Origin of the sequence: Streptomyces sp. NPDC049837 (assembly GCF_040674455.1) — a bacterium.
Lineage (GTDB): Bacteria > Actinomycetota > Actinomycetes > Streptomycetales > Streptomycetaceae > Streptomyces.
The window spans coordinates 69,921-96,331 of the sequence record NZ_JBFAMP010000004.1; the positions used below are offsets into that span (position 1 = coordinate 69,921).

Sequence of the window (26,411 nt, forward strand, 5' to 3'; positions counted from 1 at the left end):
GCTGGAGGCTCGGGCTGGAGGCTCGGGCTGGAGGCTCGGGCTGGGACTTGTGATCTGGGGCTGGGTCTGGCGGCCGAGCGGTGGAAAGCGGAAGCGGCCGCTGTGGACGACGACAACCTCGCACACCACGACCGGCGATGATCGTATGACCGGCTCGGGGGGTGTGGAGGGGCAATATCCCTCCTTCGGGCGCGCCCCGCATTCCGCGCGAGCGACAAACGCGGCCAAGAGGGGCAGTTGCTCACCGTGCCCGGTGTGTTTCTGTGAGGCTTTTCTCGCCGGGGCCGAAGCCGAGACCGAAGCACTGTGTCGAGAACGGGTCGCCGGGTCCGACGTCCCATGTGAACGCCATCCATGAGCCTCCGAGGCATCCGAGGCACCCCATGAAAGGACCGGCATCATGAAGTACCTGGTGATGGTGCAGGGCACGCAGGCCGACTACGACGCCATGAGCGGCAAGGCCTCCGCGCACAGCCCCGCCTGGAGCGAGAAGGAGATCCAGGCGATGTTCGCGTTCATGCAGGAGATCAACGACGACCTCGCCGAGTCGGGTGAGTTCGTCGACGGCCAGGGGCTCGCCGAGCCGCGCCGGACCCGCCTCGTCAGCCTGGGCGAGGACGGCCGGCCGGTCATCACGGACGGGCCGTACGGGGAGACGAAGGAGGTGCTCGCCGGGTACTGGGTGCTCGACTGCGCGAGCCTCGACCGGGTCACCGAGATCGCGGCGCGCGTCGCCCGCTGCCCGCAGCCCGCAGGCGCGCCCGAGTACCCCGTCGTCATCCGGCCCATCATGGAGAACGGCACCGACATCTGCTGAGGCACCGTGAACCACGACGTCGAGGACCTGTTGCGGCACCACGCCCCGCAGGTCCTCGGCGCGCTCGTACGCCGGTACGGGCACTTCGACCCCGCCGAGGACGCCGTACAGGAGGCCCTGCTCGCCGCCGCGCGCCAGTGGCCCCGCGACGGGGTGCCGGACAACCCGCGCGGGTGGCTGATCCGGGTGGCGTCGCGCAAGCTGATGGACCAGCTCCGGGCCGACGAGGCGCGGCGCAGGCGCGAGGAGGCGGAGGCGGCGCTCGCACCCCGCGACGCGTTCACCGCGCCGCCGCCCGGGGAAGGCGCGTCCGGGGAGGGCCGGGCGCCGTCCGAGGACGACACGCTCACCCTCCTGTTCCTGTGCTGCCACCCGGACCTGACGCCGGCCGCCCAGATCGCGCTGACGCTGCGCGCGGTGGGCGGCCTGACGACGGCCGAGATCGCCCGCGCCCACCTGGTCCCGGAGGCGACCATGGCCCAGCGGATCAGCAGGGCCAAGCAGAGGATCAAGGGCGTGCCCTTCCGCCCGCCCCGGCCGGAGGACCGCGACCAGCGGCTCGCGGCCGTCCTCCAGGTGCTGTACCTCATCTTCAACGAGGGTTATACGGCGACCTCCGGTCGCGAACTCCACCGCGCGGACCTCGCCCGCGAGGCCATCCGCCTCACCCGCGCCGTGCGCCGCCTGCTGCCCCGGGAGGGCGCCGTGACCGGGCTCCTGGCGCTCATGCTGCTCACCGAGGCCCGCAGCGCGGCGCGCACCGGGCCGCACGGGGAGCTGATCCCGCTGGACGAGCAGGACCGCGCCCTCTGGGACCGGGACGCCATCCGTGAGGGCACCGCCCTGGTCGAGGAGGCCCTGGCGGAGGGACCGGCCGGGGCGTACCAGCTCCAAGCGGCCATCGCCGCGCTGCACGACGAGGCGGAGCGGCCGGAGGACACCGACTGGCCCCAGATCCTGGCGCTCTACGACCTGCTGCTGCGCCGCGCCCCCGAACCCGACCCGATGGCCGAGCTGAGCCGCGTGGTGGCCCTCGCCATGGCGCACGGGCCCGAGGCCGGGCTCGTGGAACTCGGGTCCTTCGAGGAGCGGCTGGCGGGTCATCACCGGCTGGACGCCGTACGCGCGCACCTGCTGGAGCGGGCGGGCGACACCGAGGGTGCCCTGGCGGCCTACCAGGCGGCCGCCGCGCGCACGCTCAGCGTGCCGGAGGCCCGCTACCTGCGGACGCGGGCCGCCCGCCTGCGGGACCGGGACCGGGACCGGGCCGGCCAGGAGGGCCAGGACGGTCAGGACCGTCAGGAGGGCCCGGACGTACAGCCGTCGCCTTGAAGAACGTGTAGTGGAAGGTGCCGTCCTCGCTCGCCGTGCGGTACAGGTCGGCGATCCCCCGGTCCCAGTCGGCGGGAGTGACCAGGCCCGCCGCCAGCGCCCGGTCCCGGACTGCCTCGACCATGGCGATGAACGTGCCGCGCGTGAACCCCTCCACGAGCGCCGGCCGTGTCCGGTCGGCGTACACCGTGCGCGGGCGGACGACGACGTCGTCGTACCCGGCCGCCGACAGCAGCGGCTGGAGGCGTCGCCCGACCAGCGCGTCACCGCCCGCCGCCGCCTGGAGGCGGACCTGGGCGTCGATGGCCACGCGCGCGTGGTGGCTGTCGGGGTGGAAGAGCGCCGAGCCGTGGTCGCCCTCGATCACGGTGACCGTACCGCCCGGGCGCAGCACCCGCCGCAGGGCGGTCAGGGCGCGCCCCGGGTCCGGCAGGTGCTCCAGGACGAAACACACGAAGACGTGGTCGAAGTGGCCGTCCGGGAAGGGCAGTTCGTGCAGGTCCGCCTGATGCCACTCCACCCGGGCGCCGGGTACGTGCGCCGCCACGCGCGCGCGTGCCCGTTCCAGGGAGGCGGCGGAGACGTCGACGGAGACGAGCCGGGCGCCGGGGCTGGACAGCGCGAGGTGCACGGTCTGGGCGCCGACACCGCAACCCGCCTCCAGGACCCGGCTGCCGGGCGGGTAGGCCGTGCCCGAGTGGAGGAGGGCGGCGAGGGTGTCGGCCTGCGCGCCGAGGCGGCGCGATTCGTACGGGGAGTAGCCGTGGACGTACGTGGCCATGGCGGCCGTGGCAGCCGTGGCGGCCTTGGGTGGTCGGGTGCTCATGATCAGAGCCTCGGCGGCACGATGGTCCCGTGAACAGGTCCAAAGAAGGTCCTGAAGAGGGGGCCATAAACGGGTCCTGGGGCGGGGCCTCCGGGGGCGGGACGTCCGCGAACCCGGTGTCCGTGAACGGGACGTCCGTGAACGGGACGTCCGTGAACGGGACGTCCGTGGACGGGGCGTCCGTGACCGCGGTGTCCGCCGGCGGAACGCCCGTCAGGGCGGTCGACTTCCTCCAGCTCGACGTCGCGCAGGCCCCGCCGGGGCGGCTCGCGGAGTGGCTGGCGGCGCGGCTGCGGGACGCGGTCGCCGACGGGCGGCTGCCGGTGGGGAGCCGGTTGCCCGCGACGCGGGTGCTCGCCGCCGAACTGGGCGTATCGCGGGGCGTGGTGACCGAGGCGTACCGGCGGCTGGGCGAGGACGGGCACGTCGCCGGGCGGAGGCGGGGCGGCACGGTGGTCGTCGCGGCGCCGCTGGGAGTGCCGGTCGTGGAGCGGCAGGACCCGCCTCGTACGCGGGAGTTGTACGGACCCGGTGAACCGGGACCCGACATCTACGACGCCTTGCGCGCCGCACCCGCCCGTATCGACCTCTCACCCGGCCTGCCCGACCTCACCTCCTTCCCGCGCGCCGCCTGGTTGCGCGCCGAACGCGCCGTACTGGCCTCCCTCCCCGCCGCCGCCCTCGGCTACGGCGACCCCCGGGGCGCGCCCGAGCTGCGCCGTGCCGTCGCCGCGTGGCTGGCCCGCAACAGGGGCATCCGCGCCGACCCGGCCGAGGTGCTGATCGTCTCCGGTACCGCCCAGGCGCTCGGGCTCATCGCCCAAGTCCTGCGCGCCGACGGCATGGGCGAGCTGGCCGTGGAGGACCCGGGCTCCCTCGGCACCCGGCAGCACCTGCGCGCCGGTGGCCTGGCCACGCCGCCGGTGCCGGTCGACGCCGAGGGCGTACGCGTGGACGCCCTGCACGCGGTGGGCGCACCGGCGGTGCTGCTGACCCCGGCCCACCAGTTCCCGATGGGCGTCGTCCTCGGCGGCGAGCGGCGGCGCGCCCTGATGCGCTGGGCGGCCGAGCAGGGCGGCCTGGTCGTCGAGGACGACTACGACGCCGAGCACCGCTACGACCGGGCCCCGGTGCCGGCCCTCCGGGCGATGCTCCCGGACCGGGTGATCTACGCCGGCAGCGTGTCCAAACTGCTCGCTCCGGCGCTGCGGATCGGCTGGGTGCTGGCGCCGCCGGCGTACCGGGACGCACTGGTGGACGCCAAGCGGTTCATGGACCTCGGGAGCGCGGCACTGCCGCAGCTCGTCCTGGCGCGGCTCATGGAATCGGGCGTCCTGGAGCGGCACTTGCGCCTGGTGCGCGGGCGGCACCGGCAGCGGCGGGACGCGATGATCGCCGCGATCGGGCGGCACCTGCCGGGGGCGGTCGTGCACGGGGCGGCGGCGGGGCTGCACCTGACGGTCACCTTCGGCGCACGCGAGGTGGTGGACACGCGGCTCGCGGCGGCGGCCCTGGCCCGGGGCGTGAAGGTGCACCCCCTGTCGTGGCATGCCCAACTCCCCTGCCCACCTGGCCTGGTGATGGGCTACGCGGCCGGCCTGCCGGGCACCGTCACGGAAGGCGTGCGGCTCGTGGGCGAAGCACTCGGCTGACCGGCGTCGCCGTCAGGCCTCCGGCGGCAGGGCGCCCTGGGAGCCGGCCCCCGGCGGCAGGGCGTCCGCGATGCGGTCGCGCATCGGGCGGCGGGACAGGGCGGCGAGGGTCTCGTCGATGAGGCGGCCCAGGGGGTACGGGAGCTCCGCCTCCAGAGCGGCCGCCGCTGCCGCCGTGGCCGTCCACTCGGCGTCCAGCACGGGCAACAGCGCCTCCGCCTCCGGCGTCAGGCGGGCCACCCGGCGGCGCGCGTCGGCCGGGTCCGGGGCGAGGACGGCGAGCCCGTCCTTGACCATCTGGGCGACGGTCTGGCTTGCCGCCGAGTGCGTGACCCCGGTCGCCGCCGCGATGTCGCGGATGGCGCGCGGGCCGTCGGCGGCCAGCAGCCGGACCACGGGCGTGTAGCGCGGGCGGAACCCCGCGAGGCCCAGGTCGGCGTACACGGCGGCGACGTCGCCGTCGAGCAGGTCCAGCAGGTGGCGGAGGCGGGTGCCGAGCAGTTCCATCGACGGTAATGTAACAGCGCTGTCAGAAATGAGGAGGGGCCGCCCGGGTGTATCCGCTCAGCGAGCCGTACGAGCACGGCATGCTCGACGTCGGCGACGGCAACCTCGTCCACTGGCAGGTCCACGGGAACCCGGCCGGCAAGCCCGCCCTCGTCGTGCACGGCGGCCCCGGCTCCGGCTCCAGTCCGGCGTCCGTGCGGCTCTTCGACCCGGCCCGCTACCGGGTCGTCCTGTTCGACCAGCGCGGCTGCGGCCGCAGCACCCCGCACGCGAGCGACCCGGCCACCGACCTGAGCGTCAACACCACCGGCCACCTGATCGCCGACATGGAGCGGTTGCGCGAGCACCTCGGCATCGACCGCTGGCTGCTCTTCGGCGGTTCCTGGGGCTCGACGCTGATCCTCGCGTACGCGCAGACCCACCCGGAGCGCGTCGCGCAGATCGTGATCTCGGCGGTCACGACCACCCGCCGCTCCGAGATCGCCTGGTTGTACGAGGGGGTGGGGCGGTTCTTCCCGGAGGCGTGGGCCCGGTTCCGCGAGGGAGCGGGACCCGACGCGGGCACCGACCTGGTCGGGGCGTACGCCCGGCTCGCCGGCCACCCGGACCCCGCCGTGCGGGAGCGGGCCACGGCCGACTGGTGCGCCTGGGAGGACGCGGTGGTCTCCCTGGAGGGCGGCGGCGCCCCGTACGGCGGCCGCCCCGACGCCGCCCGCCTGGCCCTCGTGCGCATCTGCACGCACTACTTCTCGCACGGCGCCTGGCTGGCGGAGGGCGCCCTGCTGCGCGGCGCCCACCGGCTGGCGGGCATTCCGGGCGTGCTGGTCCACGGGCGGCTCGACCTGGGCGGGCCGCTGGACACCGCGTGGGAGCTGAGCCGGGCCTGGGCGGACGCGGAGCTGGTCGTGGTCGACGAGGCGGGCCACCTGGGCACGGAGGCCACCCGCCGGCACGTGGTGGCCGCGCTGGACCGGTACGCCGGGCCGTAGCCGCAGACGCGAGCAGGGGGCCCCATCACCGGCGACCACCGGCGCGCCCCCGGCCCGCCGCCCCCGCCGTGCGCCACGCCACCACCGGCGCGATCATCGAACCATGACGACCACGATCCACCTCGCCCAGCAACCCGAGGCCGACGAGTTGCTGGGCCGCAGCCCGCTCGCCGCGCTCGTCGGCATGCTCCTGGACCAGCAGGTGCCCATGGAGTGGGCGTTCTCCGGGCCGTACACGATCGCCCAGCGGCTGGGCACCGACGACCTCGACGCGCACGAGATCGCGGCGTACGACCCGGAGGCCTTCGTCGGCCTGCTGTCCGCCAAGCCCGCCGTGCACCGCTACCCCGGCTCGATGGCCAAGCGGGTGCAGCAGCTCTGCCAGTACCTGGTGGACGAGTACGGCGGTGACGCGAGCGCGGTGTGGTCGGACGCCGCCACCGGCAGGGAGCTGCTCGACCGGCTGCTCGCGCTGCCCGGGTTCGGCAAGCAGAAGGCGCAGATCTTCCTGGCGCTGCTGGGCAAGCAGTACGGCGTCACGCCCGAGGGCTGGCGGGAGGCGGCGGGGGCGTACGGCGAGGAGGGCTCGTACCGTTCGGCCGCCGACATCACCGGGCCGGAATCGCTCGCCAAGGTCCGCGCGTACAAGCAGGAGACGAAACGCGCCGCCAAGGCGACGAAGAGCGCCAGTGCCGCCAAGACCGCCAAATCGACCAGGAAGACAGGATCTTCGGCGGCGGAGTGACATGTTCCGTTGCCAATCGTACGGAATGTGGCGTGAGTTGTGGCACATCTGTTCACAGGAGCGTGGGAGATCGCTAGCTTCCCTTCAACCTCGTTCGCACCGGGAAGGACCTCTGTGAACGCATCCCATCGCAGAGCCGTGGCCACCCTGGCCGCAGCCGCACTCGCGACCCCGCTCCTGCTGGCTTCCGCATCCCCCGCTTCCGCCGGTGACCCCGGCAAGGAGGCGGCCAAGGACGCCGCGCACCTCTCCAAGAAGCTGGTCCGGGAGGCGTCCGCCAAGGACGCCTACAAGCACCTGGAGAAGTTCCAGCAGATAGCCGACTCGGCCGGCGGCCACCGGGCGGCCGGCTCGCTCGGACACGACGCCTCCGCCGCGTACGTGTACCAGCAGCTCAAGAAGGCCGGTTACCAGGTCTCGTACCAGAAGTTCGAGTTCATCTACACGCAGACCCAGGCGGAGAAGCTCTCCGTCGTCTCGCCCACGCCGCGCGACATCACCATCGGGGCGATGACCTACACCAAGTCGACGCCCGTGGGCGGTGTCAAGGCCGGCCTCGCCGCCGTCCCGGCCCCCGCCGACGACGCGACGCCCGGCTGCGAGGCCGCCGACTACGCGTCCGGCACCTTCACCGGCAAGATCGCCCTGATCAAGCGCGGCGGCTGCACCTTCGCCGACAAGCAGGCCCAGGCGGCGGCCGCGGGCGCGATCGGCGCGATCGTCTACAACAACGTCCCCGGCTCGCTCGGCGGCACCCTCGGCGCCCCCGAGGCCGGCAAGATACCGACCGGTGGCATATCGCAGGCCGACGGCCAGGCGCTCGTCGCCGACCTGGCCAAGGGCCCGGTCGAGGTGAACTTCGAGATCCGCCAGCTCCAGGAGAAGCGGACCACCAACAACGTCATCGCGGAGACCGCCCGCGGCAACGCCGCCAACACCGTGATGCTCGGCTCGCACCTCGACTCGGTGAGCGCCGGCCCCGGCATCAACGACAACGGCTCCGGCTCGGCCGGTCTGCTGGAAGTCGCCCTGGACCTGGCCAAGTCCAAGCAGAAGCCCACCAACAAGGTGCGCTTCGCCTGGTGGTCGGCCGAGGAGAACGGCCTGCTCGGCTCCGAGCACTACGTCGACAACCTCAGCGAGCTCGACCGCAAGGAGATCAAGCTCTACCTGAACTTCGACATGATCGCCTCGCCGAACTACGGGCTGTTCGTCTACGACGGCGACAACTCCGACGGCGTCGGCGCGCCCGCCGGCCCGGCCGGGTCCGCCCAGCTCGAACGCGACATCAACGAGTTCATGGACAAGCAGGGCCGCCCGCACGAGGGCACCGACTTCACCGGCCGCTCCGACTACGGCCCCTTCATCGCGGTCGGCATCCCGTCCGGCGGCACGTTCACCGGCGCCGAGGGCCTGAAGACCGCCAAGCAGGCGGAGAAGTTCGGCGGCACGGCGGGGGTCGCGTACGACGCGTGCTACCACGCCAAGTGCGACGACATCAAGAACATCAACATGACGGCGTTCGACGCCAACATCGACGTCATCGCCAACGCCGTGGGTGTCTACGCCCACGACCTCAGCTCGCTGCGCAAGCCGGTCGTCACCGTCCCCACGGACGGCGACGCGGGCAGCGGCGGCGGCCTGCACGACGGTCACGACCACGACGTGACCGAGTAACAGCAGCCCGGGAGGCAGCAGCACCCCCAGGAGGCGCGCCGCGGGTACACCCCCGCGGCGCGCCCGTCCTGGTTTGCTCGAATTTCGCCCCCCACTCGAATTTCGTCCCCATCGGACTGGCGTCGCGTGGCTGCGCCGGGAGCCGCTCGCCCGGTAGGCTTTCCGTGTGATCTTCAAGCGCATCGGTAACGGGCGGCCGTATCCCGACCACGGCCGGGAAAGCACCCGGCAGTGGGCGGATGTCGCGCCGCGCCCGGTCCGCCTCGATCAGCTCGTGACCACCAAGGGGCAGCTCGACCTGGAGACGCTCCTCGCCGAGGACTCGACCTTCTACGGCGATCTCTTCGCGCACGTCGTGAAGTGGCAGGGCGATCTCTACCTCGAGGACGGACTGCACCGCGCCGTACGCGCGGCTCTGCAACAGCGGCAGGTACTGCACGCCCGCGTGCTCGAACTGGACTGACCCGGACCGGACCGACCCGGACCGGACTGAGCGGTCGGCCACCGCCGGCGACACCGCCATGTCAGCCTTTCGGGCCCTTTCCCACCCGTCCGGCCCCCATGGGCTGATCGTTTAGTAGGCATAGTCACCGGGCGGCATTACGCTGCGCCCATGAGCATGCTCACTCCCCCCGGTATGGGCGGAAAGTACCGCATTACGGGTGATGCCTACCCGCGTATGCGCCGCCCCCGACGCCGGCGCCGGATCATGGCCGCGGCGCTCGCCACAGTGGTCGCCCTGGGCCTGGGCGGCTGGGGAACGCTACAGCTCATCGATGTCTTCGGCGGGGGCGGCACCGACAGCCGCGCCCGCACCGCGGCCGGGCCCGGGTGCAAGCCCCGCAAGAACGCCGTGAAGCCCATCCACGTACCGCTCAAGCCCGCCCAGATCACGGTGAACGTCTACAACGCGACACCCCGCGCGGGCCTCGCCAAGTCGACCGCCGACGAGCTGAAGAAGCGCGGCTTCGTCATCGGCAAGGTGGGCAACGCCCCGGCCGCGTACGACAAGAAGGTCCCCGGCCCCGGGATACTGCTCGGCGCCACCGGGGCCCGCGACAACGCCTTCCCCGTCCTCGGTACGCAGCTCAAGGGTGCCGCGCTCAAGATGGACACCCGGGCGACGGCGGACGTTGACCTGATCATCGGTACGGCGTTCAAGACCCTGACACCGCCGAAGGACGCGACCGCCGCCCTGGCCGCCCTGGCCAAGCCCGCGCCCGCGCCCTCCGGAAAGTGCTGAGCGGCCCTACGAACCGCTGGGCGGCCCTACCGAACCACTGGGCCCTGTCCTGTCCGGACCGCTAGTCGGCCGTGCCGTACATCCGGTCGCCCGCGTCGCCGAGGCCCGGGACGATGTAGCCGTGCTCGTTGAGCCGCTCGTCGACCGAGGCCGTCACGACCGTCACCGGCGTGCCCGCCAGCTCGCGCTCCATGACCTCGACGCCCTCGGGCGCCGCCAGCAGCACGACCGCCGTCACGTCGTCCGCGCCGCGCTTGATCAGCTCCTGGATCGCGGCGACCAGCGTGCCGCCCGTGGCCAGCATCGGGTCCAGGACGTACACCTGGCGCCCGGAGAGGTCCTCCGGCATCCGGGTGGCGTACGTGGACGCCTCCAGCGTCTCCTCGTTGCGGATCATGCCGAGGAAGCCCACCTCGGCGGTCGGCAGCAGCCGCACCATGCCGTCGAGCATGCCCAGGCCCGCCCGCAGGATCGGCACCACCAGCGGCTTCGGGCTCGACAGCTTCACGCCGGTCGTCCGGGTCACCGGGGTCTCGATGTCGACCTGCTCGGTGCGCACGTCCCGGGTGGCCTCGTACGCGAGCAGGGTGACCAGCTCGTCGGCGAGCCGCCGGAAGGTCGGGGAGTCGGTGCGCCTGTCGCGCAGCGTGGTGAGTTTGTGCGCCACCAGCGGGTGGTCGACGACGTGGATCCGCATGCCCTCAACAGTAGCCCGCACTGGCATCAACCCCCGCCGCGGAGGGAAGGTGGGGTGGACGGACCCAGCCTGGGGGTGGTCGCGATGCCGGAGCCGGAAGAGCCGGAGCGGGAGCAGGACGGCCGGGCGCCGGACCGCCAGGAGAGCGACGCCGAGCGCAGGCGCCGCCGCGCCCAGTTCCTGCGCGAGCTGAACGAGGCGAAAGCACTGCGCGACCGCGTCCAGCCGCGCCGGGCGAGAGCCGCCAGGATGCGTCAGGCAATGCGGATGCGTACGTTCCGCTGGTGACACCGACCGGCATCGGACTCAGACTGGTGCACGACGCAAGAGCGGAACACCTCTCCTGAGGGCCTCGCATCTGCCACGATGCCGAGTGGGCGGGGCATTCAGGAGCGTGCCGCCCGATCGTCACACCTCTGATCAGTGGGAGAGTCACGGTGTACTTCGCCGCACTGCTCGCGCGCACCGAAGACGGGTGGGAAGCGAGCGACACAGAGCTCGACGATGTGGAGACCTTGTCGGATCTGACCGAGCTTGCCCGCGAGGCCTCGGTGGACGACGACACAGTGATCGTCTTCATCGAGCAGGAGGACGCATGGTTCGGCATCGTCCGCGTGGAGGGTGAGGACGACCCTCGGATCTACGTATCCGACGGAGCGGCCGCCGCCCGCTCCTCGTACGGGGAGATCCTCACCAAGGAACTGCTGGGCGACGACCAGGAGGACGACGGCCCCGACCTGGACGCGCTGGACCTCGACGGCACCGAGGACGGGGAGCCGGTCGAGGACGACGACGAGGAGGAATCGGCGGTGACGGCCGGGGCCGTGCCGGAGGGGCCGGTCGGCGACCGGCTGGTCCTGGCCGACCTGGGCATGTCCGAGAAGGACCTGCTGGCACTGGAGAGCGACGCGCTGTCCGAGATCGCGGACGCGCTCGGCGCCGCGGAGGTGCTGGAGGCCGTCCGCTAGTGCGTCCCGCACCGACAGCACCCACGCCCTCCGCCCCGGACCCCGCTCGGGACCCCGTCCGGGAGCCGTGGCGGGCGCCGATGCGCCACGCGCTGGAGGAGGCCGAGCGAGCCGCGCGGGCCGGCGACGTGCCGGTCGGCGCGGTCGTCCTGTCCCCGGACGGCAAGGTGCTCGCGACCGGCCACAACGAACGCGAGGCGACCGGCGATCCGACCGCGCACGCGGAGGTCCTGGCGCTGCGCCGGGCCGCCGAGGCGTACGGGGAGTGGCGGCTGACGGGGTGCACGCTGGTCGTCACCCTGGAGCCGTGCGTGATGTGCGCGGGCGCGCTCGTGCAGTCCCGGGTGGACCGGCTGGTGTTCGGGGCCGTGGACGAGAAGGCGGGCGCGGTCGGCTCGCTGTGGGACCTCGTACGGGACCGGCGGCTCAACCACCGGCCGGAGGTGATCCAGGGGGTGCTGGCGGAGGAGTGCGCGGCGCTCCTCACCCGCTTCTTCCGCGACCGCTGACGTGACCGCCGTACACGACCGCCGATGTGACGTCGTACGCCGCCGACAACGGATTTCTTCGTAGCGGCACCTTTGGGCTAAGCTCTCTCTCGGTAGCGTGTCCGAGCGGCCGAAGGAGCTCGCCTCGAAAGCGAGTGTGGCGCAAGTCACCGAGGGTTCAAATCCCTCCGCTACCGCTCTTGTGTGAAGGGCCCCGGCGCATCGGCGTCGGGGCCCTTCCGCGTTCGCGGGAGAAAGTGGACGGGGGGAGCGGCATCGGGGGGACAAGCCGCTCCCCCCGATGAGAACCGGACCCGCGAGTCCGAGCCGCTCTGGGGGGAAGCGCGCGGCACGGACCGCCGCAGTGGGGCCGGTTCGCCCACCCGGCGGGTTCCTGCCAGGCCTGCCGGGCTCACCGTCCATGCTCCCGCCCCGCCCCTTCCCGGCGGGACCGGCAAAAGGCCCCGGTGGGGAGGGCCTTGGTCCTTAAAGGCTCGGTTAGACTCACCCGACCGCCCACGGGATCGCAGGGGAGAGACGGGGAGCCAGGGTCAGATGGTGCAGGCCAAGAAGATCACGCTGTACGTCCTCGTCGTCTTCGTGCTCTACACGATCATCAACTCCCCGCAGCGCGCCGCCGACCTCGTAGGGGTAGGGTTCGAGGGCATTTCGAGCGCCGCGCAGGGCGTCGGCGACTTCATGACCGAGCTCGTCAACTAGGAGTTCCCGTGATCCGCCACCTGGCCCTGTTCAAGCTCAACGACGGGGTGCGGCGCGACGAGCCGCGCGTCGCCGAGGGCGTGAAGGCGTTCGAGGAGCTCGGCGGGCTCATCCCGGAGCTGGAGTTCTGGGAGTGCGCCTGGAACATCACCGACCGGGACATCGCGTACGACTTCGCCATCAACTCGGCGGTCGCGGACAAGGACGCACTGAAGCGCTACCTCGAGCACCCGGCCCACCAGGCCGCCGCCGGCAAGTGGCGCGAGTTCGCCACATGGGTGATCGCCGACTACGAGTTCTGAGCCCCTGCGCCACCTCCGGCGCCTCCGGGACGGGAGCCCCGCACCCCACTGGTGCGGGGCTTTTCGTGTGTGTACGTCGACAACACGACGTTATCAGGTGCTTGCACACAGTGGACATGTCTTGTGATGCTATGACCGCTTTTGACGGATGAGTTGACCGTAATTGACCGCGAGACCCGCGAGACCGACCGCGAAGGGGTGGCGTGAACGTGCCGGCCAGTACGACGCCTCAACAGGTGCCGCCCCAGAACGAATCGGAGGCCCGCACCAAGGCACAGGGGCGGGCCGCCGACACCCGAGCGCTCACCCAGGTGCTGTTCGGCCAGCTCAAGACGCTGGAACCCGGATCCCCGGAGCACACCCGGGTGCGCGGGGCGCTCATCGAGGCGAACCTGCCGCTGGTGCGCTACGCCGCCGCCCGCTTCCGGTCCCGCAACGAGCCCATGGAGGACGTGGTCCAGGTCGGCACGATCGGGCTGATCAACGCGATCGACCGGTTCGACCCGGACCGGGGCGTGCAGTTCCCGACGTTCGCGATGCCCACCGTCGTCGGCGAGATCAAGCGGTACTTCCGCGACAACGTCCGCACCGTCCACGTACCGCGCCGGCTGCACGAGCTGTGGGTGCAGGTCAACGGCGCGACGGAGGATCTGACGACGGCTCACGGCAGGTCGCCCACGACCGCCGAGATCGCCGAGCGGCTGAAGATCTCCGAGGACGAGGTGCTGTCCTGCATCGAGGCCGGCCGCTCGTACCACGCGACGTCCCTGGAGGCCGCCCAGGAGGGCGACGGCATGCCGGGGCTGCTGGACCGGCTCGGCTACGAGGACCCGGCGCTGGCCGGGGTCGAGCACCGGGACCTGGTGCGGCACCTGCTGGTGCAACTGCCCGAACGGGAGCAGCGGATCCTGATGCTCCGCTATTACAGCAACCTGACCCAGTCTCAGATCAGCCAGGAACTGGGCGTCTCACAGATGCATGTGTCAAGGCTTCTGGCGCGGAGCTTCGCCCGCCTGAGGTCCGCAAATCGAATCGATGCGTAACCTGATCGGGTAGACCCGTTCAGCCCTGGATCGAGCGGTCAAAAGGCCCCACACCCCCAGTTTCCTGCGCATACTTGCCGCATTCTTGTCGACAAGTCACTACAGCGTGTTGCCGACATGTGACATTCTGCTGGAACCGCGTTTGCCGCAGTCTCGGCGCCGGTATTCAGGTGGAGGCTGCGTTCCTCCGATGGTCGCGGCCCACGCGACCGTCCGCGACCTCAAGGGGGTGGCATGTCCGCAGAACAGGGCAGCTCGAAGGTGCTCACGCTCACGCCCGTGCCGGCGTCCGTGCCCGCGCAGAGCCAGAGCGAACCCGCACCGCTTCCCGACACGGCGCCGGAAGCCATCGACACCCGCACCCTGTCCCGCTCCCTGTTCCTGCGGCTCGCAGCCCTGGACGCCGAAGGCGCGGACGGCCCGGAGCGCACGTACGTGCGGGACACGCTCATCGAGCTGAACCTGCCGCTGGTGCGCTACGCCGCCGCCCGCTTCCGCTCGCGCAACGAGCCGATGGAGGACATCGTCCAGGTCGGGACCATCGGCCTGATCAAGGCGATCGACCGGTTCGACTGCGAACGGGGCGTGGAGTTCCCGACGTTCGCGATGCCGACGGTCGTCGGTGAGATCAAGCGGTTCTTCCGCGACACCTCGTGGTCGGTGCGCGTGCCGCGCCGGCTCCAGGAGCTGCGGCTGGCGCTGACCAAGGCGAGCGACGAGCTGGCGCAGAAGCTCGACCGGTCGCCGACCGTCCCCGAACTGGCCGCCGTGCTGGGCGTGTCGGAGGACGACGTGGTCGACGGCCTCGCGGTCGGCAACGCGTATACGGCGTCGTCGCTGGACTCGCCCTCCCCCGAGGACGACGGCGGCGAGGGCTCGCTGGCGGACCGGCTCGGGTACGAGGACAGCGCCCTGGAAGGCGTGGAGTACCGGGAGTCGCTCAAGCCGCTGCTGGCCAAACTCCCGCCCCGCGAGCGGCAGATCATCATGCTGCGGTTCTTCGCCAACATGACCCAGTCGCAGATCGGCGAGGAGGTCGGCATCTCGCAGATGCACGTCTCGCGACTGCTGACGCGCACGCTCGCGCAGCTCCGCGAGGGGCTCATCTCCGACTGACGCCCCTCATGGCAAGGGGGTTCATAACTGACGGTTCGTCATCCACACTGGCGCGATGAACCGTCGACTTGGGCCAACGGCGATGGCGGTGGCGCTCTGCGTGAGCGGGGCGCTGACCGCGTGCGGGAACGGCGCCGGGGAAGGGCGCGCGGCCACGGGAGCGGTCGGGCCCGGTGTCGGCCGCCCCGGCGGCTCGGGGCCGGTTCCGCCGTCGGGTGAGGTCGTACTCGTACCGCTGGACGGCCGTGGACCGTCCGGTACGGGGACGAGGGCGCCGTCCGCGTCGCTCGCACCGCCCGGTGCCCCCCGCACGGCCGGTCCGCCCGCGCGGGGCGCGACGACCGGGCCGTCCGTGCCGCCCACGCCGGGCACGACAGCCACCCCGGGCGCGCCGCCCACCGCACCGCCCCAGCAGCCGCACGAGCCGCACGAGCCGCACGAGCCGCAGCAGCCCGGCACCACCGCGCCGCCCAGCGCCACTGCGCCGCCCCGGCCCGCCGCCCTCGCGGTCGGCGAACCGATCCGGGCGCCCGGCGACCGGCGCTGGTGCGAGAAGGTCACCGTGGAGTTCCGCAACACCGGCGGCTCACCGGTGCGTTCGGGTACCGCCACCTTCGCGACGCACGTCATCGGTGCGCTCGGTGTCGACTGGGCGACCGTCGAGACGGCTCAGCCGCTGCCCGCTCCGATCGCCGCGGGCGCGACGAAGACGGGGACGTACACGGTCTGTGTGGACGCCTGGCGGGTGCCGCTGGGCATGCACATCGAGACCCGGGACGTCACCGCCTCCTGGACCTGAAGGAAATGATCAGCCGAGCGCGAGCCAGGCGACCGCGGCGACGATCACGACGACCGCGACGATGCCGGCGATCAGGCCGACCCGCGAGCCCGACTGGGCCGCCACCTGCTGCTGCCGCTGGGGCGTGCCCTCGTCGACGAAGGCGCGGAACATCTGCGTGCTGCCCGCCGGGTCGTAGTTGCCGTCGGGGCCCTGGGGGTTGTGTGCCATGGGGCAGGACCCTAGCGAACGCGGGCCCTCGGCCCAACCCTGGGCTACCTCCGCCCAGCCCTGGACCGCTTTGCCAGGACTTTAGTCGCGTTCACCCCCTTTTCGTTTGCCTGTAGCAACCAACCTCTTCTATGGTTGCCCTAAGCAACAAGATGCCGGGGGTGCCCATGGCCGAGCGGAGTCAGTACGAAGAGCTGGCCCGGCAACTGAGCGCCATCGGTGCCGTCAAGCGCGGACTCTCGCGGCTGCTGCCCGTCGAGTGCCCGGCCGGCTCCGCCGCCGTCCTCGCCCTCCTCGACCGGTACGGCGAGATGCGCATGAGCCGCCTCGCCGAGCTGCTCGCCGTCGACATGTCGGTGACCAGCCGGCATGTGGCGCATGTCGCCGAGCGCGGCTGGATCGAACGGCAGCCCCACCCGGGCGACAGACGTTCCCGCATCCTCCGCCTCACGCCCGCGGGCAAGGCCCTGCTCGACGACCTCGGCCGTCGGTCGGCGGACCTGTTCGCCCACCACCTGAAGGACTGGTCCGACGACGAGGTCGGACAGCTCAACGCGATGCTGGCCCGGCTCCGTACCTCCTTCGGAGACTGCCGGCCCCACACCACACCACGTACGTAAGGAAGTTCATGGCTACGACCACACCATCCGGTGTGCGGGGCGGCCACCACGCCAAGACCCATGACGGTGGCGGCGGCGCGCCGATGACGCACCGGCAGATCATGGAGGCGCTCTCCGGGCTGCTGCTCGGGATGTTCGTCGCCATCCTGTCCTCGACGATCGTCTCCAACGCCCTGCCGGAGATCATCTCCGACCTCGGCGGCGGCCAGAGCGCCTACACCTGGGTCGTGACCGCCTCGCTGCTCGCGATGACGGCGACCACCCCGCTGTGGGGCAAGCTCGCGGACCTCTTCTCCAAGAAGCTGCTGGTCCAGATAGCGCTGGTCATCTACGTGCTGGGCTCGGTCGTGGCCGGCCTCTCCCAGAACGCCGGCATGCTCATCGCCTGCCGTGTCGTGCAGGGCATCGGCGTCGGCGGCCTGTCGGCCCTCGCGCAGATCGTGATGGCCGCGATGATCTCCCCGCGCGAGCGCGGCCGCTACAGCGGCTACCTGGGCGCCACCTTCGCCGTCGCCACCGTCGGCGGCCCGCTGCTCGGCGGCGTCATCACCGACACCGACTGGCTGGGCTGGCGCTGGTGCTTCTACGTGGGCGTGCCCTTCGCGGTCATCGCGCTCATCGTGCTCCAGAAGACCCTGAAGCTGCCGGTCGTCCGGCGCCAGGTGAAGGTCGACTGGTCGGGCGCGTTCTTCATCAGCGCGGCCGTCTCGCTGCTGCTGGTGTGGGTCACCTTCGCCGGTGACAAGTACGACTGGGTGTCGTGGCAGACGTACGCCATGGTCGGCGGGTCGGTCCTGCTCGGTGCGCTGTTCCTGCTCGTCGAGTCACGGGCGAGCGACCCGATCATCCCGCTGCGGCTGTTCCGCAACCGCACCATCACGCTCGCCTCGCTCGCGTCGCTCTTCGTCGGTGTCGCGATGTTCGCGGGCACGGTCTTCTTCAGCCAGTACTTCCAGCTCGCGCGCGACAAGTCGCCGACGATGTCGGGCGTCATGACGATCCCGATGATCGGCGGCCTGTTCCTCTCCTCCACGGTCAGCGGCCAGGTCATCACCAAGACGGGCCGCTGGAAGGCGTGGCTGGTCAGCGGTGGTGTGCTGCTGACGGCGGGGCTCGGGCTGCTGGGCACGATCCGGTACGACACGGAGTACTGGCACATCGCGGTCTTCATGGCCGTCATGGGCCTGGGCCTCGGCATGATGATGCAGAACCTCGTGCTGTGCACCCAGAACCAGGTCGACCCCTCGGACCTCGGTGCCGCGTCGTCCGTCGTCACCTTCTTCCGCTCCCTGGGCGGCGCCGTCGGCGTCTCGGCGCTGGGCGCGGTCATGGCCAACCGGGTCACCCACTACGTCCAGGACGGCCTCGCCGACCTGGGCCCGCAGGGCGCGGCGCTGGGCCACGGCGGTACGGCCGGCGGCGGCATCCCCGACCTGGACGCGCTGCCCGCTCCGTTCCGCACGGTCATGGAGGCGGCGTACGGGCACGGTGTGGGCGACGTCTTCCTCTACTCGGCCCCCTTCGCCCTGATCGCCTTCCTCGTGACGCTGTTCATCAAGGAGGTCGCGTTGAAGAGCAACGCGAAGCCGGAGCCGGAGAACGCCAAGCCGAAGCCGGAGCCCGCGACCGAGGCCCCGGTGGTCGCCGAGACCCCGGTCGTCGTCGCCACCAGCGGCACCCCCGTCCACGGCACCGTCCGCACCGCCGAGGGCGCCCCGGTCGCCCGGGCCGCCGTCACGCTGATCTCCCTCGGCGGACGGCAGCTCGGCCGCGCGGTCGCGCAGGCCGACGGCGGCTACGCGCTGGACGCCCCGGGCTCCGGCTCGTACGTACTGATCGCCTCGGCCGACGGCTTCCAGCCGCAGGCGTCCACGGTCGTGGTCGGGGCGGAGGCGCTGGCGTACGACATCCTCCTGTCCGGTACGAGCGGACTGGTCGGCTCCGTCCGGGCGGCCGAGGGCGGGGAGCCCGTCGAGGGCGCGATGGTGATCGTCACGGATGTGCGCGGCGACGTCCTCGCCACCGGCACGTCCACCCAGGACGGCACCTTCGCCTTCGCCGAGCTGGTGCCGGGCACCGTGACCGTCGCGGTGAACGCCGACGGCTACCGGCCGCTCGCCCTGCCGGTCGAGATCGGCGGCCAGGGCGTGACCCGGGTCGAGGCCCTCCTCCGGTCGGGCGCCCGGCTCCGGGGCACGGTACGCGCCGGGGCGGACCGCCACCCGCTGGCGGACGCGCGGGTGACGCTCGTCGACGCGGCCGGGAACGTCGTCGCGACGGCGACCACCGGCGAGGACGGCGCGTACGCGTTCGCCGACCTCGACGCGGGCGAGTACACGGTCATCGCGACCGGCTACCCGCCGGTGGCCGGTGCCCTGACGGTGGCCGGCGGCGGAGTCGACGGCCACGACATCGAACTCGCCCACCCCGGCGAGTAGGCGGCATCAAGAACCCCCGGCCGCGCGTCGAGCGGAGACGCGGCCGGGCACCGGGGCGGCAGGCAGGGGACGGCCTGCCGCCCCTCCTTCTTCCAGTACGAGGAGAGATACGGGAATGGGACTTCGCGCACGGGTACGCACCCGCGACGGCTGGGCCGTCCAGCACGCCGTGGTGACCGTCACCGACATGACCGGCGCGCAGGTGCTGCGGGCCGGCGCCGACGCCGAGGGGGCCGTCGTCGCGGACGCGCCCCTCGCCCCCGGCCCGTACACGGTGATCGTGACGGCCGTCGGGTACGCCCCGGCGGCGGCCACCGCGCTGGTGACGGCGAGCGGGCGGGCCGACGTCGGCACGGTCGTGCTGGCACGGGCGGGCGGCGTCGAACTGCCGCCGCCGGGCGCCTGGACGCTGGACCCGGCGCACTCCTCCGTGGGCGCGGTCGCGCAGCACCTGGGCATCTCCAGCGTGCACGGCCGGTTCACCGACTTCGGCGGGAGGATCGAGATCGCCCCGGACCTCGCCGCCTCGCGGGTGGACGCGGTGATAGCGGCCGCGTCCATCGACACGGGCAACGCGCTGCGCGACAAGCACCTGAAGTCACCGGACTTCCTGGACGTCGGCACGTACCCCGAGATCACCTACCGCAGCCATGGCCTCACCCCGGCGGGCACCGACCGCTGGACCGTGCACGGCGCCCTGTCGCTGCACGGCGTCGTCCGTGACGTCGACCTCGACCTGACGTACCTGGGCACGGGCCCGGACCCGTGGGGCGGGGTGCGCGCCGCCTTCCGGGCGACGGCGCAGTTGCGCCGGGAGGACTTCGCCATGAACTACAACCAGGTGCTCCAGGCGGGCATCTCGGCGATCGGCACGACGCTGCGGGTGGAGCTGGCCATTCAAGCTATTCAGGGGGGCCAGGCGGTGCGGGGCGACCTGCCCACGGCCTGACCGGGGCTTCAGGCGTCCGGGACCACCATGGCCTCGATGCCCGCGATCTGCACGTCCAGCGCGAACTGGAAGTCCCGCTCCCGCATCTCCGCCACCGTGTCGCCGCCACGGGCCTCCATCATCCGCTCGGCGTGCTCGAAGTTCTCTTTGTACGTGGGCTGTTCGCGGACGATCCCCATGGCGTGCTGGAAGAACTCGTCCTGGGTCATCCCGGCCTCCGCGCACCGCTGCCGGAAGTGGCCCTCGATCGTGCCGAAGCCGTAGACGAACTGGAAGACCGAGGCCATCGCACCGGACTGGAGGTGCAGGGGCAGCCCGGTGTTGGCGATCACCTGCTGGGCCGTGCGCGAGAACTCCATCGAGCGGGGGCCGATGTTGAGGAAGTGGCCGACCAGTGAGGAGGCCCACGGGTGGGCGACGAAGAGCTCACGGTAGGAGGTGGCGAGCTGCCGGAGCTGCTCGCGCCAGTCCGTCCCGGGCCCGGTGTCCGGGATGGCCAGCTCGCCCACCACCCGGTCGAGCGCCAGCTCCAGGAGGTCGTCCTTGGTGTCGACGTACCAGTAGACCGACATGGCGGTGACGTTCAGCTCGGCCGCGAGCTTGCGCATCGAGAACTTGGCGAGCCCCTCCGCGTCGAGCAGCCGCACCGCCGCTTCGGTGATCTTCTCGCGGTCGAGCCCGGACGGCTGGTCGGCCTTCCGGGCGCGGGGCGACTTGCCCTCCAGCCACACGCTCGTCCGTCGCGCCGACACCATGGGCCTTCCTCCTCGTTCCTGGCCCGATGCTATGCCCGCTGCCGTTCCGCGCGCCGCAGCAGCACCGCCGCCAGCAGGCCGCCCGCCAGGACCGCCACCGCGCCGACGAGCTGGCTGGTCTCCAGGCCGGTCGCGAACGCGTCGGCGATCCGGGCCTTCTCGGCCGGGCCGTCGGCCGCCGCGAGCGCGGCGGGCAGGGAAGCGGCCGATACGGAGACGAGCGCGGCGAAGCGGGAGTTGAGCACGGCGCCGAGGACGGCGACGCCCAGCCCGTTGCCGAACTCCGCGAGCGTGCCGTTGATGCCGGCGCCCACGCCCGCCTTCTCCGGCGGGATGGCGCTCATGATGGCGTTGGCCATGGCGGGCATGGACAGCGCGACGCCCGCGCCCATGACGACGAGCCCGAGCAGCATGCCGCCGTACCCGTGCGCCCCGCCGAGGACGGCGATCGCGGCCAGCCCGGCCGCGACCAGGCCCATGCCGATGGCGATGGTCCAGGGCGTACCGAGCTTGGGCAGCAGCCGCGCGCCGACGCCGGTGAGGTTGAGCACGACGACGGTGAGGGCGAGCGGCGCCGTGCGCAGGCCGGCGTCGAGCGGCCCGTACCCGAGCACGAACTGGAGGTGCTGGGTGAGCAGGAACAGCGAGCCGGTCATGCCGAAGGCGACGAGGATGGCGCCCGCGACGGCGCCGACGAAGCGCTGGTTGCGGAAGAAGTGCATGTCGAGCATGGGGTGGGGGGTGCGCAGCTCCCATAGGGCGAAGAGGCCGAGGACGGCCACGCCGAGCGCGGCGGAGACGAGGACCTGGCCGGAGGTCCAGCCGTGGTCGGGCCCGGAGATGATCGCGTACACGACCGCCGTCATGCCGATGGTGGAGAGCACGGCACCGACGAGGTCGGGCCGGTCGCCCTGCTTGTGTTTGGACTCGGGTACGAGGGCGGCGACGGCGGCGAGGCCGAGGACCGCGACCGGGATGTTGATCAGGAAGATCGCGCCCCACCAGAAGTGGTCGAGCACGAACCCGCCGAGCAGCGGCCCGGCCGCGAAGCCCAGCGAGCTGACCGTGGACCACAGGGCGATGGCCTTGACCCGCTCGGCCTCGTCGAAGATCTGCACGACGACGGCGAGGGTCGTGGTCATCAGCAGCGCGCCGCCGACGCCCATGCCCGCGCGGGCGGCGATCAACTGGCCGGAGGACTGGGCGAGTCCGGCGGCCAGCGAGCCGATGCCGAACAGCGCGAGGCCCGTGAGCAGCATCTTCTTGCGGCCGTAGCGGTCGGCTGCGCTGCCGGCGGTGAGCAGCAGGCCGGACTGGACGAGCGAGTACGCGTTGATCATCCACTGGATGTCGGCGGTGGAGGCGTCGAGCTCCTTGGTGAGGGAGGGGATCGCGACGCTGAGGACGGTGTTGTCCAGCAGCACGGTGAGCTGGGCGAGACAGATCACGCCGAGGATCAGCCAGCGCTGCGGGTGGCCGCCGGTCGTGGGGGTTTCCTGGTCGCTCCCGGCGGTGGTCGCCGTCATGGGGAGGGCTCCTTGTACGGTGTAAGAGACTTGGTCTCGTACACCGTACAAGGGCTCGCCATACGCTGTATAAGTTTTTTAGGACGCCGTCGCCGGCTTGATCAGGTAGCCCGCGCCCCGCCGGGTGTGGATCATCGGCGCGCGGCCCGCGTCGATCTTCTTCCGCAGGTACGAGATGTAGAGCTCGACCACGTTGGCCCGGCCGCCGAAGTCGTAACTCCACACCCGGTCCAGGATCTGCGCCTTGCTGAGCACGCGCCGCGGATTGCGCATCAGGAACCGCAGCAGCTCGAACTCGGTGGCGGTGAGGTGGATGTACTGCCCGTCCCGCGACACCTCGTGGCTGTCCTCGTCGAGCACCAGGTCCCCCACCACCAGCAGGGAGTCGCCGCGCCCCGCCGTCGCGCCCGAGCGCCGGATCAGGCCGCGCAGCCGCGCCACGACCTCCTCCAGGCCGAACGGCTTGGTGACGCAGTCGTCCCCGCCGGCCGTCAGCCCCGCGATCCGGTCCTCCACGGCGTCCTCGACCCCGCCCCTCGCCGTGAGGAACAGCACCGGCACGTCCGGCAGTTCGCGCCGCAGCCTGCCGAGCACCGCCGGCCGGTCCATGCCGGGCAGCGTCACGTCCAGCACGACGGCGTCCGGCCGGAAGTCCCGCGCCGAACGCACCGCCCCGGCGCCGTCCCGGGCGCTGCGCACCTCCCACCCCTCGTACCGCAGCGCCATGGACAACAGCCCGGCGAGCGCGTCCTCGTCGTCCACGACGAGCACCCGGACGGCACTGCCGTCGGGCCTGAGCATTCCGGTACGCCCCTGGGGCGAGGTGACGGTCATGCTCCGAGGCTGCCGCGCGCGCGTGAAAGGTCCCTTTCCCCTCTCTGTGAATTCCCTGAGAAGCGCCCCTCGTCCCGGACGGCCAGGAGGCGGCGGCAGGGTTGTCGGTGACATGCCTTACGCTGCGCTGCATCGGTCGCGCGGTCGGCGCCTCAGGGGGGCGCGGGGGCGGCGTGCGGCCCTTCTCATGTCGCCCGGCCCATCCACCGGGTTCCTTCTGGGGGGTTCACATCACTGTGCACAGGCGCAGCACCTCGACCGCGACGGCGCTCGCGGTCCTCTTCAGCTCGGCGGCCCTGGTCGCGAGCACGGCGGGTACGGCAGCGGCCGACTCCGCCAAGACGCTTCCCCTCTCCTCCGTGGGAGACATGGTCGTGGACGGCGCGCACCAGCGCGTCTTCCTCAGCGACCCGCAGCAGGGCAAGATCATCGCGACCGACTACTCCGGCACCGTGCTCGCGACCGTCAGCGCGCTGCCCGGCGTGGAGGGGCTCGCCCTGAACGCCGCGTCGGACCGCCTGTACGCGGCCGTCCCGGGCAGCGACGCGATCGTGGCGCTCGATCCGGCCACCGTCACCGTGACCGGACGGTTCCCCACCGGCACCGGTACCGACCCGCGCAGCCTCGCGGTCACCGGCGACAAGGTGTGGTTCGGGTACGGACCGTCCGGCGAGGGCGACATCGGTTCGCTGGACGTGGCCGGCGCCGAGCCGGTCGTGACGCTCGACCAGGCGCAGGCGAGCGGCTGGTACAGCGCGCCGCTGCTGACCGTGGCCCCGGGCGCGCCCGGCACGCTCGCGGCGGCGGACCGGGAGGGGTCGGGCGGCGCGCTGCGCGTCTACGACGTCACGTCGGGCCGCGCGGACCAGACCGCGGCGGCCGGCGCCTCCGGCCGGATCGCCGACGCCGCGTTCACCCCGGACGGCAGCAGGATCATCACCGCGACGCCGGGCGGCACCCACACGGTCTGGCAGACCTCCGACCTGTCCCAGGCCGGCGCGTACGAGACCAACACGCACTACGCGAACGGTGTCGCCGTCGCCGCCGACGGTACGGTCGCGGCCGGGACGATGTCCTGGTACGACCCGGACCTGCACGTCTTCCTGCCCGGTGGCACCAGCCCGGTGCGGCGTTACGACTTCCCCAACACCGGTACGCACAGCGGTGCCGACACCCTCGCCGAGGGGGCCCTCGCCTGGGATCCGACGGGCAGCCGCCTGTTCGCGGTGTCCGGCAACAGCGAGGGCGTCCACACGCTGCGCACCTTCACCGACTCCACCAAGTCGGTGCCGACGGTCACGGTGACCGCCCCGGCCACCGCGGCCCGGGCGAAGCCGCTCACGGTCACGGGCAAGGTCAGCGCGACCGTCGCGCTGCCGGCCGGTACGCCGCTGACGGTGACCCGCTTCGACGTGGAGACCCCCGCGGGCAAGGCGCTGGCTCCGGCGAAGACCGACGCCTCGGGCGCGTTCTCGTTCACCGACACCCCGCCGGCCGGCGGCACGGTCACCTACAAGGTCTCGTACGCGGGCAGCGCCACGCACGCCGCGGCCACGGCCTCCACGAAGGTCCAGGTCTCCCGGGCCGCGGTGTCCCTGACCCTCACCGGCAACGGCACCGTGCACGGCCAGGGCGCCGACGTGAAGTTCACCGCCCGGCTCGGCACGACGTACAAGAACCGCGTCGTCGAGATCTGGACCGACCCGTACGGCGCCGACGCACCCAAGCGGCTCCTCAAGCGCGGCACGGTCGACGCCAACGGCAACCTGTCCGTCGTCGTCGACATGACCCGCGACACGACGGTCACGGCCGTCTTCGCGGGTGACGCGCGGTACGCGCCGAAGACCGTGAAGTCCACCGCGTACGCCAAGGTGCGGATCGCGACGACGCTCTCCGGGCACTACAAGACCGGCACGATCAGCGGTATCGGACACCACTACTACCGCAAGTCCGTGAGCCCGGTGGTCACCACGACCATGTCGTACTACGCGGGCCGCAAGCAGCGGCTGGAGCTCCAGGTGTACTACGACGGCCAGTGGTACGGCAGCACCGAGTACTTCGCGCTGAGCACGAGCGGCGTATCCCGGGTCTCCCTCGGGGCACCCGGCGAGTCCGGCATCCGCGCCCGCGTGCGCTCGTCGTACATCGACCCGTCGTCGGGTGACAGCGCCAACTACACCACCCACGGCGGCTGGAAGTACCTGTACTTCACCAACTAGCCACCCGGCTCAGAAGAGCCCACCCTGCACGCCCCGGGGTACGGCGTTGACGGGAACCGTGAGGAGGTCGCCCTCCCCACCCCCGACCAGCGCCCACCCCGTCATCAGACGGGTGTCGAGCACGATCCGGCGCCCGTCCGGCACGACCAGGTGAAGGTCGGGCCCGGCGGCGGCGACCAGCGTCCCCGCGAGGCGGCCGCCGCCGACGAGCTCCCTCACCACCCCGTCCAGCCCGTCGACCATGCCGAGGCCGAAGACCCCGGCATGGTCGACGACAGCCGGCGGCACCCGTTCCAGCGTCTCCGCCCAGCCGGGCACCCCGACGGCCCGCCGGTACAGCGCCGCCACCTCCGCCGCCCGCTCCGGTTCGCCCGGGAGCCCCACGCGGGCGACGCGCTTGGCGGCGTACGGGATCCGGTCGGGCACGCCCAGCGCGGTGCCGAGCACCTCCTCGGTCCGCCGCGCCGCCATCAGCGGGCCGCGCCCCAGCCAGGTGTACGCGACGGCCCCCTGCTCCCGCAGCCGCGCGTCGCCGCGCTCCTCGGCCGTGATGCCGACCTTGACCATGCCGGGGCCGAACCAGGCGAGGTACACCCGGAAGACCCGCGCGTCGTCCGGAACGGTGTCCGCCGCCACGGAGTGGACCCGCTCCAGCCGCGCGCACTCCGCGCACCGCCCCCCGGTGGCGCGCCCGCCCACGACGGCCCCCACCGGGCACGGGTTCCCCCGCGCCCCGGCGCACCGCCGCTCCCCCTCCACCCGGAACCGGATCTCGCGCCCGTACACCAAGCCACTGCGGCGCCCGCCCTCCCACACCAGCACGGGCCCGTCCCCGCCGCCCGGCCACCGCATCCCCCTGCACCGCCACACCATGCCGCCCACGTTACGGGGGACGGCGGAACGTTCCTGCGGTGAACACATGAGCCCATCCGGCCCACC

General features: G+C 72.4%; 27 protein-coding genes, 1 tRNA gene and 1 pseudogene. 21 read left to right on the forward strand and 8 right to left on the reverse strand.

Annotated features, from left to right (window positions below; all coding sequences use genetic code 11):
* Positions 1-400 precede the first annotated feature (400 nt).
* Both AB0J57_RS11705 and AB0J57_RS11710 read left to right on the forward strand, forming a co-directional pair.
* Positions 401-817 (forward strand): YciI family protein, encoded by a 417-nt coding sequence (locus AB0J57_RS11705; RefSeq protein WP_366127889.1) that lies wholly within the window; start codon positions 401-403, stop codon positions 815-817.
* 6 nt (positions 818-823) lie between these two features.
* A complete protein-coding gene (locus AB0J57_RS11710) occupies positions 824-2,149 on the forward strand; it encodes a DUF6596 domain-containing protein (protein WP_366127890.1) in 1,326 nt (441 codons plus the stop codon).
* A 223-nt stretch (positions 2,150-2,372) separates the two neighbouring features.
* Here AB0J57_RS11710 and AB0J57_RS11715 read toward each other — a convergent pair.
* Positions 2,373-2,975 (reverse strand): annotated as a pseudogene (locus AB0J57_RS11715) (methyltransferase domain-containing protein); the annotation flags it as partial.
* 182 nt (positions 2,976-3,157) lie between these two features.
* On the opposite strand from AB0J57_RS11715, the gene AB0J57_RS11720 reads away from it, so the two are divergent.
* Entirely contained in the window at positions 3,158-4,627 is a 1,470-nt protein-coding gene (locus AB0J57_RS11720; RefSeq protein ID WP_366128495.1) for a PLP-dependent aminotransferase family protein, read from the forward strand.
* 12 nt (positions 4,628-4,639) lie between these two features.
* Here the strand turns inward: AB0J57_RS11720 and AB0J57_RS11725 are convergent, their stop codons facing one another.
* Positions 4,640-5,134 carry a helix-turn-helix domain-containing protein gene (locus AB0J57_RS11725; protein ID WP_366127891.1) on the reverse strand — a complete coding sequence of 165 codons (495 nt, stop codon included), beginning with the start codon at positions 5,132-5,134 and terminating at the stop codon, positions 4,640-4,642.
* Positions 5,135-5,181: 47 nt separating this feature from the next.
* On the opposite strand from AB0J57_RS11725, the gene pip reads away from it, so the two are divergent.
* From pip to AB0J57_RS11750, 5 genes are all read left to right on the forward strand, one after another.
* Positions 5,182-6,123 carry a prolyl aminopeptidase gene (gene pip / locus AB0J57_RS11730; protein ID WP_366127892.1) on the forward strand — a complete coding sequence of 314 codons (942 nt, stop codon included), beginning with the start codon at positions 5,182-5,184 and terminating at the stop codon, positions 6,121-6,123.
* A 103-nt stretch (positions 6,124-6,226) separates the two neighbouring features.
* Complete coding sequence (locus AB0J57_RS11735) at positions 6,227-6,868, forward strand: HhH-GPD-type base excision DNA repair protein (RefSeq protein ID WP_366127894.1); 642 nt, start codon at positions 6,227-6,229, stop codon at positions 6,866-6,868.
* Between the two features lie 138 nt (positions 6,869-7,006).
* Positions 7,007-8,545, forward strand: a complete 1,539-nt coding sequence (locus AB0J57_RS11740) for a M28 family metallopeptidase (RefSeq protein WP_366128496.1) — start codon at positions 7,007-7,009, stop codon at positions 8,543-8,545.
* A gap of 166 nt (positions 8,546-8,711) precedes the next feature.
* Positions 8,712-9,008, forward strand: coding sequence for a type II toxin-antitoxin system VapB family antitoxin (locus AB0J57_RS11745; protein ID WP_003999914.1), 297 nt, complete (start codon positions 8,712-8,714; stop codon positions 9,006-9,008).
* A 150-nt stretch (positions 9,009-9,158) separates the two neighbouring features.
* Complete coding sequence (locus AB0J57_RS11750) at positions 9,159-9,788, forward strand: LytR C-terminal domain-containing protein (protein WP_366127895.1); 630 nt, start codon at positions 9,159-9,161, stop codon at positions 9,786-9,788.
* A gap of 61 nt (positions 9,789-9,849) precedes the next feature.
* Here AB0J57_RS11750 and upp read toward each other — a convergent pair whose 3' ends face one another.
* Complete coding sequence (upp, locus tag AB0J57_RS11755) at positions 9,850-10,485, reverse strand: uracil phosphoribosyltransferase (protein WP_351824145.1); 636 nt, start codon at positions 10,483-10,485, stop codon at positions 9,850-9,852.
* 84 nt (positions 10,486-10,569) lie between these two features.
* On the opposite strand from upp, the gene AB0J57_RS11760 reads away from it, so the two are divergent.
* The 9 genes from AB0J57_RS11760 to AB0J57_RS11800 all read left to right on the forward strand — a co-directional run bounded on the left by AB0J57_RS11760 (position 10,570) and on the right by AB0J57_RS11800 (position 15,921).
* Positions 10,570-10,773 carry a hypothetical protein gene (locus tag AB0J57_RS11760; RefSeq protein ID WP_366128497.1) on the forward strand — a complete coding sequence of 68 codons (204 nt, stop codon included), beginning with the start codon at positions 10,570-10,572 and terminating at the stop codon, positions 10,771-10,773.
* 149 nt (positions 10,774-10,922) lie between these two features.
* The gene (locus tag AB0J57_RS11765) at positions 10,923-11,453 is read left to right on the forward strand and encodes a hypothetical protein (RefSeq protein ID WP_366127896.1); all 531 of its coding nucleotides are present in this window, start codon (positions 10,923-10,925) and stop codon (positions 11,451-11,453) included.
* Between the two features lie 80 nt (positions 11,454-11,533).
* On the forward strand, positions 11,534-11,962 hold the full coding sequence (gene tadA, locus AB0J57_RS11770) for a tRNA adenosine(34) deaminase TadA (RefSeq protein ID WP_366127897.1): 429 nt from the start codon (positions 11,534-11,536) through the stop codon (positions 11,960-11,962).
* Positions 11,963-12,053: 91 nt separating this feature from the next.
* Positions 12,054-12,138: transfer RNA gene (locus AB0J57_RS11775), tRNA-Ser, on the forward strand.
* 358 nt (positions 12,139-12,496) lie between these two features.
* Positions 12,497-12,661, forward strand: coding sequence for a hypothetical protein (locus tag AB0J57_RS11780; RefSeq protein ID WP_198944136.1), 165 nt, complete (start codon positions 12,497-12,499; stop codon positions 12,659-12,661).
* A gap of 8 nt (positions 12,662-12,669) precedes the next feature.
* Positions 12,670-12,963 carry a Dabb family protein gene (locus AB0J57_RS11785; RefSeq protein ID WP_366127898.1) on the forward strand — a complete coding sequence of 98 codons (294 nt, stop codon included), beginning with the start codon at positions 12,670-12,672 and terminating at the stop codon, positions 12,961-12,963.
* Between the two features lie 236 nt (positions 12,964-13,199).
* Positions 13,200-14,006, forward strand: coding sequence for an RNA polymerase sigma factor SigF (locus AB0J57_RS11790; protein WP_366128498.1), 807 nt, complete (start codon positions 13,200-13,202; stop codon positions 14,004-14,006).
* A gap of 234 nt (positions 14,007-14,240) precedes the next feature.
* Positions 14,241-15,122 (forward strand): RNA polymerase sigma factor SigF, encoded by an 882-nt coding sequence (locus AB0J57_RS11795; RefSeq protein ID WP_366127899.1) that lies wholly within the window; start codon positions 14,241-14,243, stop codon positions 15,120-15,122.
* A gap of 55 nt (positions 15,123-15,177) precedes the next feature.
* Positions 15,178-15,921, forward strand: a complete 744-nt coding sequence (locus tag AB0J57_RS11800) for a hypothetical protein (RefSeq protein ID WP_366127900.1) — start codon at positions 15,178-15,180, stop codon at positions 15,919-15,921.
* 9 nt (positions 15,922-15,930) lie between these two features.
* On the opposite strand, the gene AB0J57_RS11805 is transcribed toward AB0J57_RS11800, so the two are convergent.
* Positions 15,931-16,131, reverse strand: a complete 201-nt coding sequence (locus AB0J57_RS11805) for a hypothetical protein (RefSeq protein ID WP_366127901.1) — start codon at positions 16,129-16,131, stop codon at positions 15,931-15,933.
* 167 nt (positions 16,132-16,298) lie between these two features.
* Between AB0J57_RS11805 and AB0J57_RS11810 the strand changes: the two genes are divergently transcribed.
* The 3 genes from AB0J57_RS11810 (at position 16,299) to AB0J57_RS11820 (ending at position 20,138) form a co-directional block, all read left to right on the forward strand.
* Positions 16,299-16,751 (forward strand): MarR family transcriptional regulator, encoded by a 453-nt coding sequence (locus tag AB0J57_RS11810; RefSeq protein WP_366127902.1) that lies wholly within the window; start codon positions 16,299-16,301, stop codon positions 16,749-16,751.
* Between the two features lie 8 nt (positions 16,752-16,759).
* A complete protein-coding gene (locus tag AB0J57_RS11815; protein WP_366127903.1) occupies positions 16,760-19,189 on the forward strand; it encodes an MFS transporter in 2,430 nt (809 codons plus the stop codon).
* A 115-nt stretch (positions 19,190-19,304) separates the two neighbouring features.
* The gene (locus AB0J57_RS11820; protein WP_366127904.1) at positions 19,305-20,138 is read left to right on the forward strand and encodes a YceI family protein; all 834 of its coding nucleotides are present in this window, start codon (positions 19,305-19,307) and stop codon (positions 20,136-20,138) included.
* Positions 20,139-20,146: 8 nt separating this feature from the next.
* On the opposite strand, the gene AB0J57_RS11825 is transcribed toward AB0J57_RS11820, so the two are convergent.
* The 3 genes from AB0J57_RS11825 to AB0J57_RS11835 form a co-directional block, all read right to left on the reverse strand.
* The gene (locus AB0J57_RS11825) at positions 20,147-20,893 is read right to left on the reverse strand and encodes a TetR/AcrR family transcriptional regulator (protein ID WP_366127905.1); all 747 of its coding nucleotides are present in this window, start codon (positions 20,891-20,893) and stop codon (positions 20,147-20,149) included.
* A gap of 29 nt (positions 20,894-20,922) precedes the next feature.
* A complete protein-coding gene (locus AB0J57_RS11830) occupies positions 20,923-22,419 on the reverse strand; it encodes an MFS transporter (RefSeq protein ID WP_366127906.1) in 1,497 nt (498 codons plus the stop codon).
* 78 nt (positions 22,420-22,497) lie between these two features.
* Positions 22,498-23,253, reverse strand: a complete 756-nt coding sequence (locus tag AB0J57_RS11835; RefSeq protein WP_366127907.1) for a response regulator transcription factor — start codon at positions 23,251-23,253, stop codon at positions 22,498-22,500.
* A 236-nt stretch (positions 23,254-23,489) separates the two neighbouring features.
* Between AB0J57_RS11835 and AB0J57_RS11840 the strand changes: the two genes are divergently transcribed.
* On the forward strand, positions 23,490-25,472 hold the full coding sequence (locus AB0J57_RS11840) for a WD40 repeat domain-containing protein (protein WP_366127908.1): 1,983 nt from the start codon (positions 23,490-23,492) through the stop codon (positions 25,470-25,472).
* 9 nt (positions 25,473-25,481) lie between these two features.
* On the opposite strand, the gene AB0J57_RS11845 is transcribed toward AB0J57_RS11840, so the two are convergent.
* Positions 25,482-26,345: a DUF2797 domain-containing protein gene (locus tag AB0J57_RS11845; protein WP_366127909.1), complete on the reverse strand. Its 864-nt coding sequence runs from the start codon at positions 26,343-26,345 to the stop codon at positions 25,482-25,484.
* Between the last annotated feature and the right edge of the window lie 66 nt (positions 26,346-26,411).

Bases quoted from the DNA above. Each gene is read 5' to 3' on its own strand.
- AB0J57_RS11705 (WP_366127889.1), top strand. From the start codon at position 401: ATGAAGTACCTGGTGATGGTGCAGGGCACGCAGGCCGACTACGACGCC.
- AB0J57_RS11725 (WP_366127891.1), bottom strand. From the start codon at position 5,134: ATGGAACTGCTCGGCACCCGCCTCCGCCACCTGCTGGACCTGCTCGAC.
- AB0J57_RS11735 (WP_366127894.1), top strand. From the start codon at position 6,227: ATGACGACCACGATCCACCTCGCCCAGCAACCCGAGGCCGACGAGTTG.
- AB0J57_RS11750 (WP_366127895.1), top strand. From the start codon at position 9,159: ATGAGCATGCTCACTCCCCCCGGTATGGGCGGAAAGTACCGCATTACG.
- upp (WP_351824145.1), bottom strand. From the start codon at position 10,485: ATGCGGATCCACGTCGTCGACCACCCGCTGGTGGCGCACAAACTCACC.
- AB0J57_RS11760 (WP_366128497.1), top strand. From the start codon at position 10,570: ATGCCGGAGCCGGAAGAGCCGGAGCGGGAGCAGGACGGCCGGGCGCCG.
- tadA (WP_366127897.1), top strand. From the start codon at position 11,534: ATGCGCCACGCGCTGGAGGAGGCCGAGCGAGCCGCGCGGGCCGGCGAC.
- AB0J57_RS11780 (WP_198944136.1), top strand. From the start codon at position 12,497: ATGGTGCAGGCCAAGAAGATCACGCTGTACGTCCTCGTCGTCTTCGTG.
- AB0J57_RS11795 (WP_366127899.1), top strand. From the start codon at position 14,241: ATGTCCGCAGAACAGGGCAGCTCGAAGGTGCTCACGCTCACGCCCGTG.
- AB0J57_RS11800 (WP_366127900.1), top strand. From the start codon at position 15,178: ATGAACCGTCGACTTGGGCCAACGGCGATGGCGGTGGCGCTCTGCGTG.
- AB0J57_RS11805 (WP_366127901.1), bottom strand. From the start codon at position 16,131: ATGGCACACAACCCCCAGGGCCCCGACGGCAACTACGACCCGGCGGGC.
- AB0J57_RS11810 (WP_366127902.1), top strand. From the start codon at position 16,299: ATGGCCGAGCGGAGTCAGTACGAAGAGCTGGCCCGGCAACTGAGCGCC.
- AB0J57_RS11815 (WP_366127903.1), top strand. From the start codon at position 16,760: ATGGCTACGACCACACCATCCGGTGTGCGGGGCGGCCACCACGCCAAG.
- AB0J57_RS11820 (WP_366127904.1), top strand. From the start codon at position 19,305: ATGGGACTTCGCGCACGGGTACGCACCCGCGACGGCTGGGCCGTCCAG.
- AB0J57_RS11825 (WP_366127905.1), bottom strand. From the start codon at position 20,893: ATGGTGTCGGCGCGACGGACGAGCGTGTGGCTGGAGGGCAAGTCGCCC.
- AB0J57_RS11830 (WP_366127906.1), bottom strand. From the start codon at position 22,419: ATGACGGCGACCACCGCCGGGAGCGACCAGGAAACCCCCACGACCGGC.
- AB0J57_RS11835 (WP_366127907.1), bottom strand. From the start codon at position 23,253: ATGACCGTCACCTCGCCCCAGGGGCGTACCGGAATGCTCAGGCCCGAC.
- AB0J57_RS11845 (WP_366127909.1), bottom strand. From the start codon at position 26,345: ATGGTGTGGCGGTGCAGGGGGATGCGGTGGCCGGGCGGCGGGGACGGG.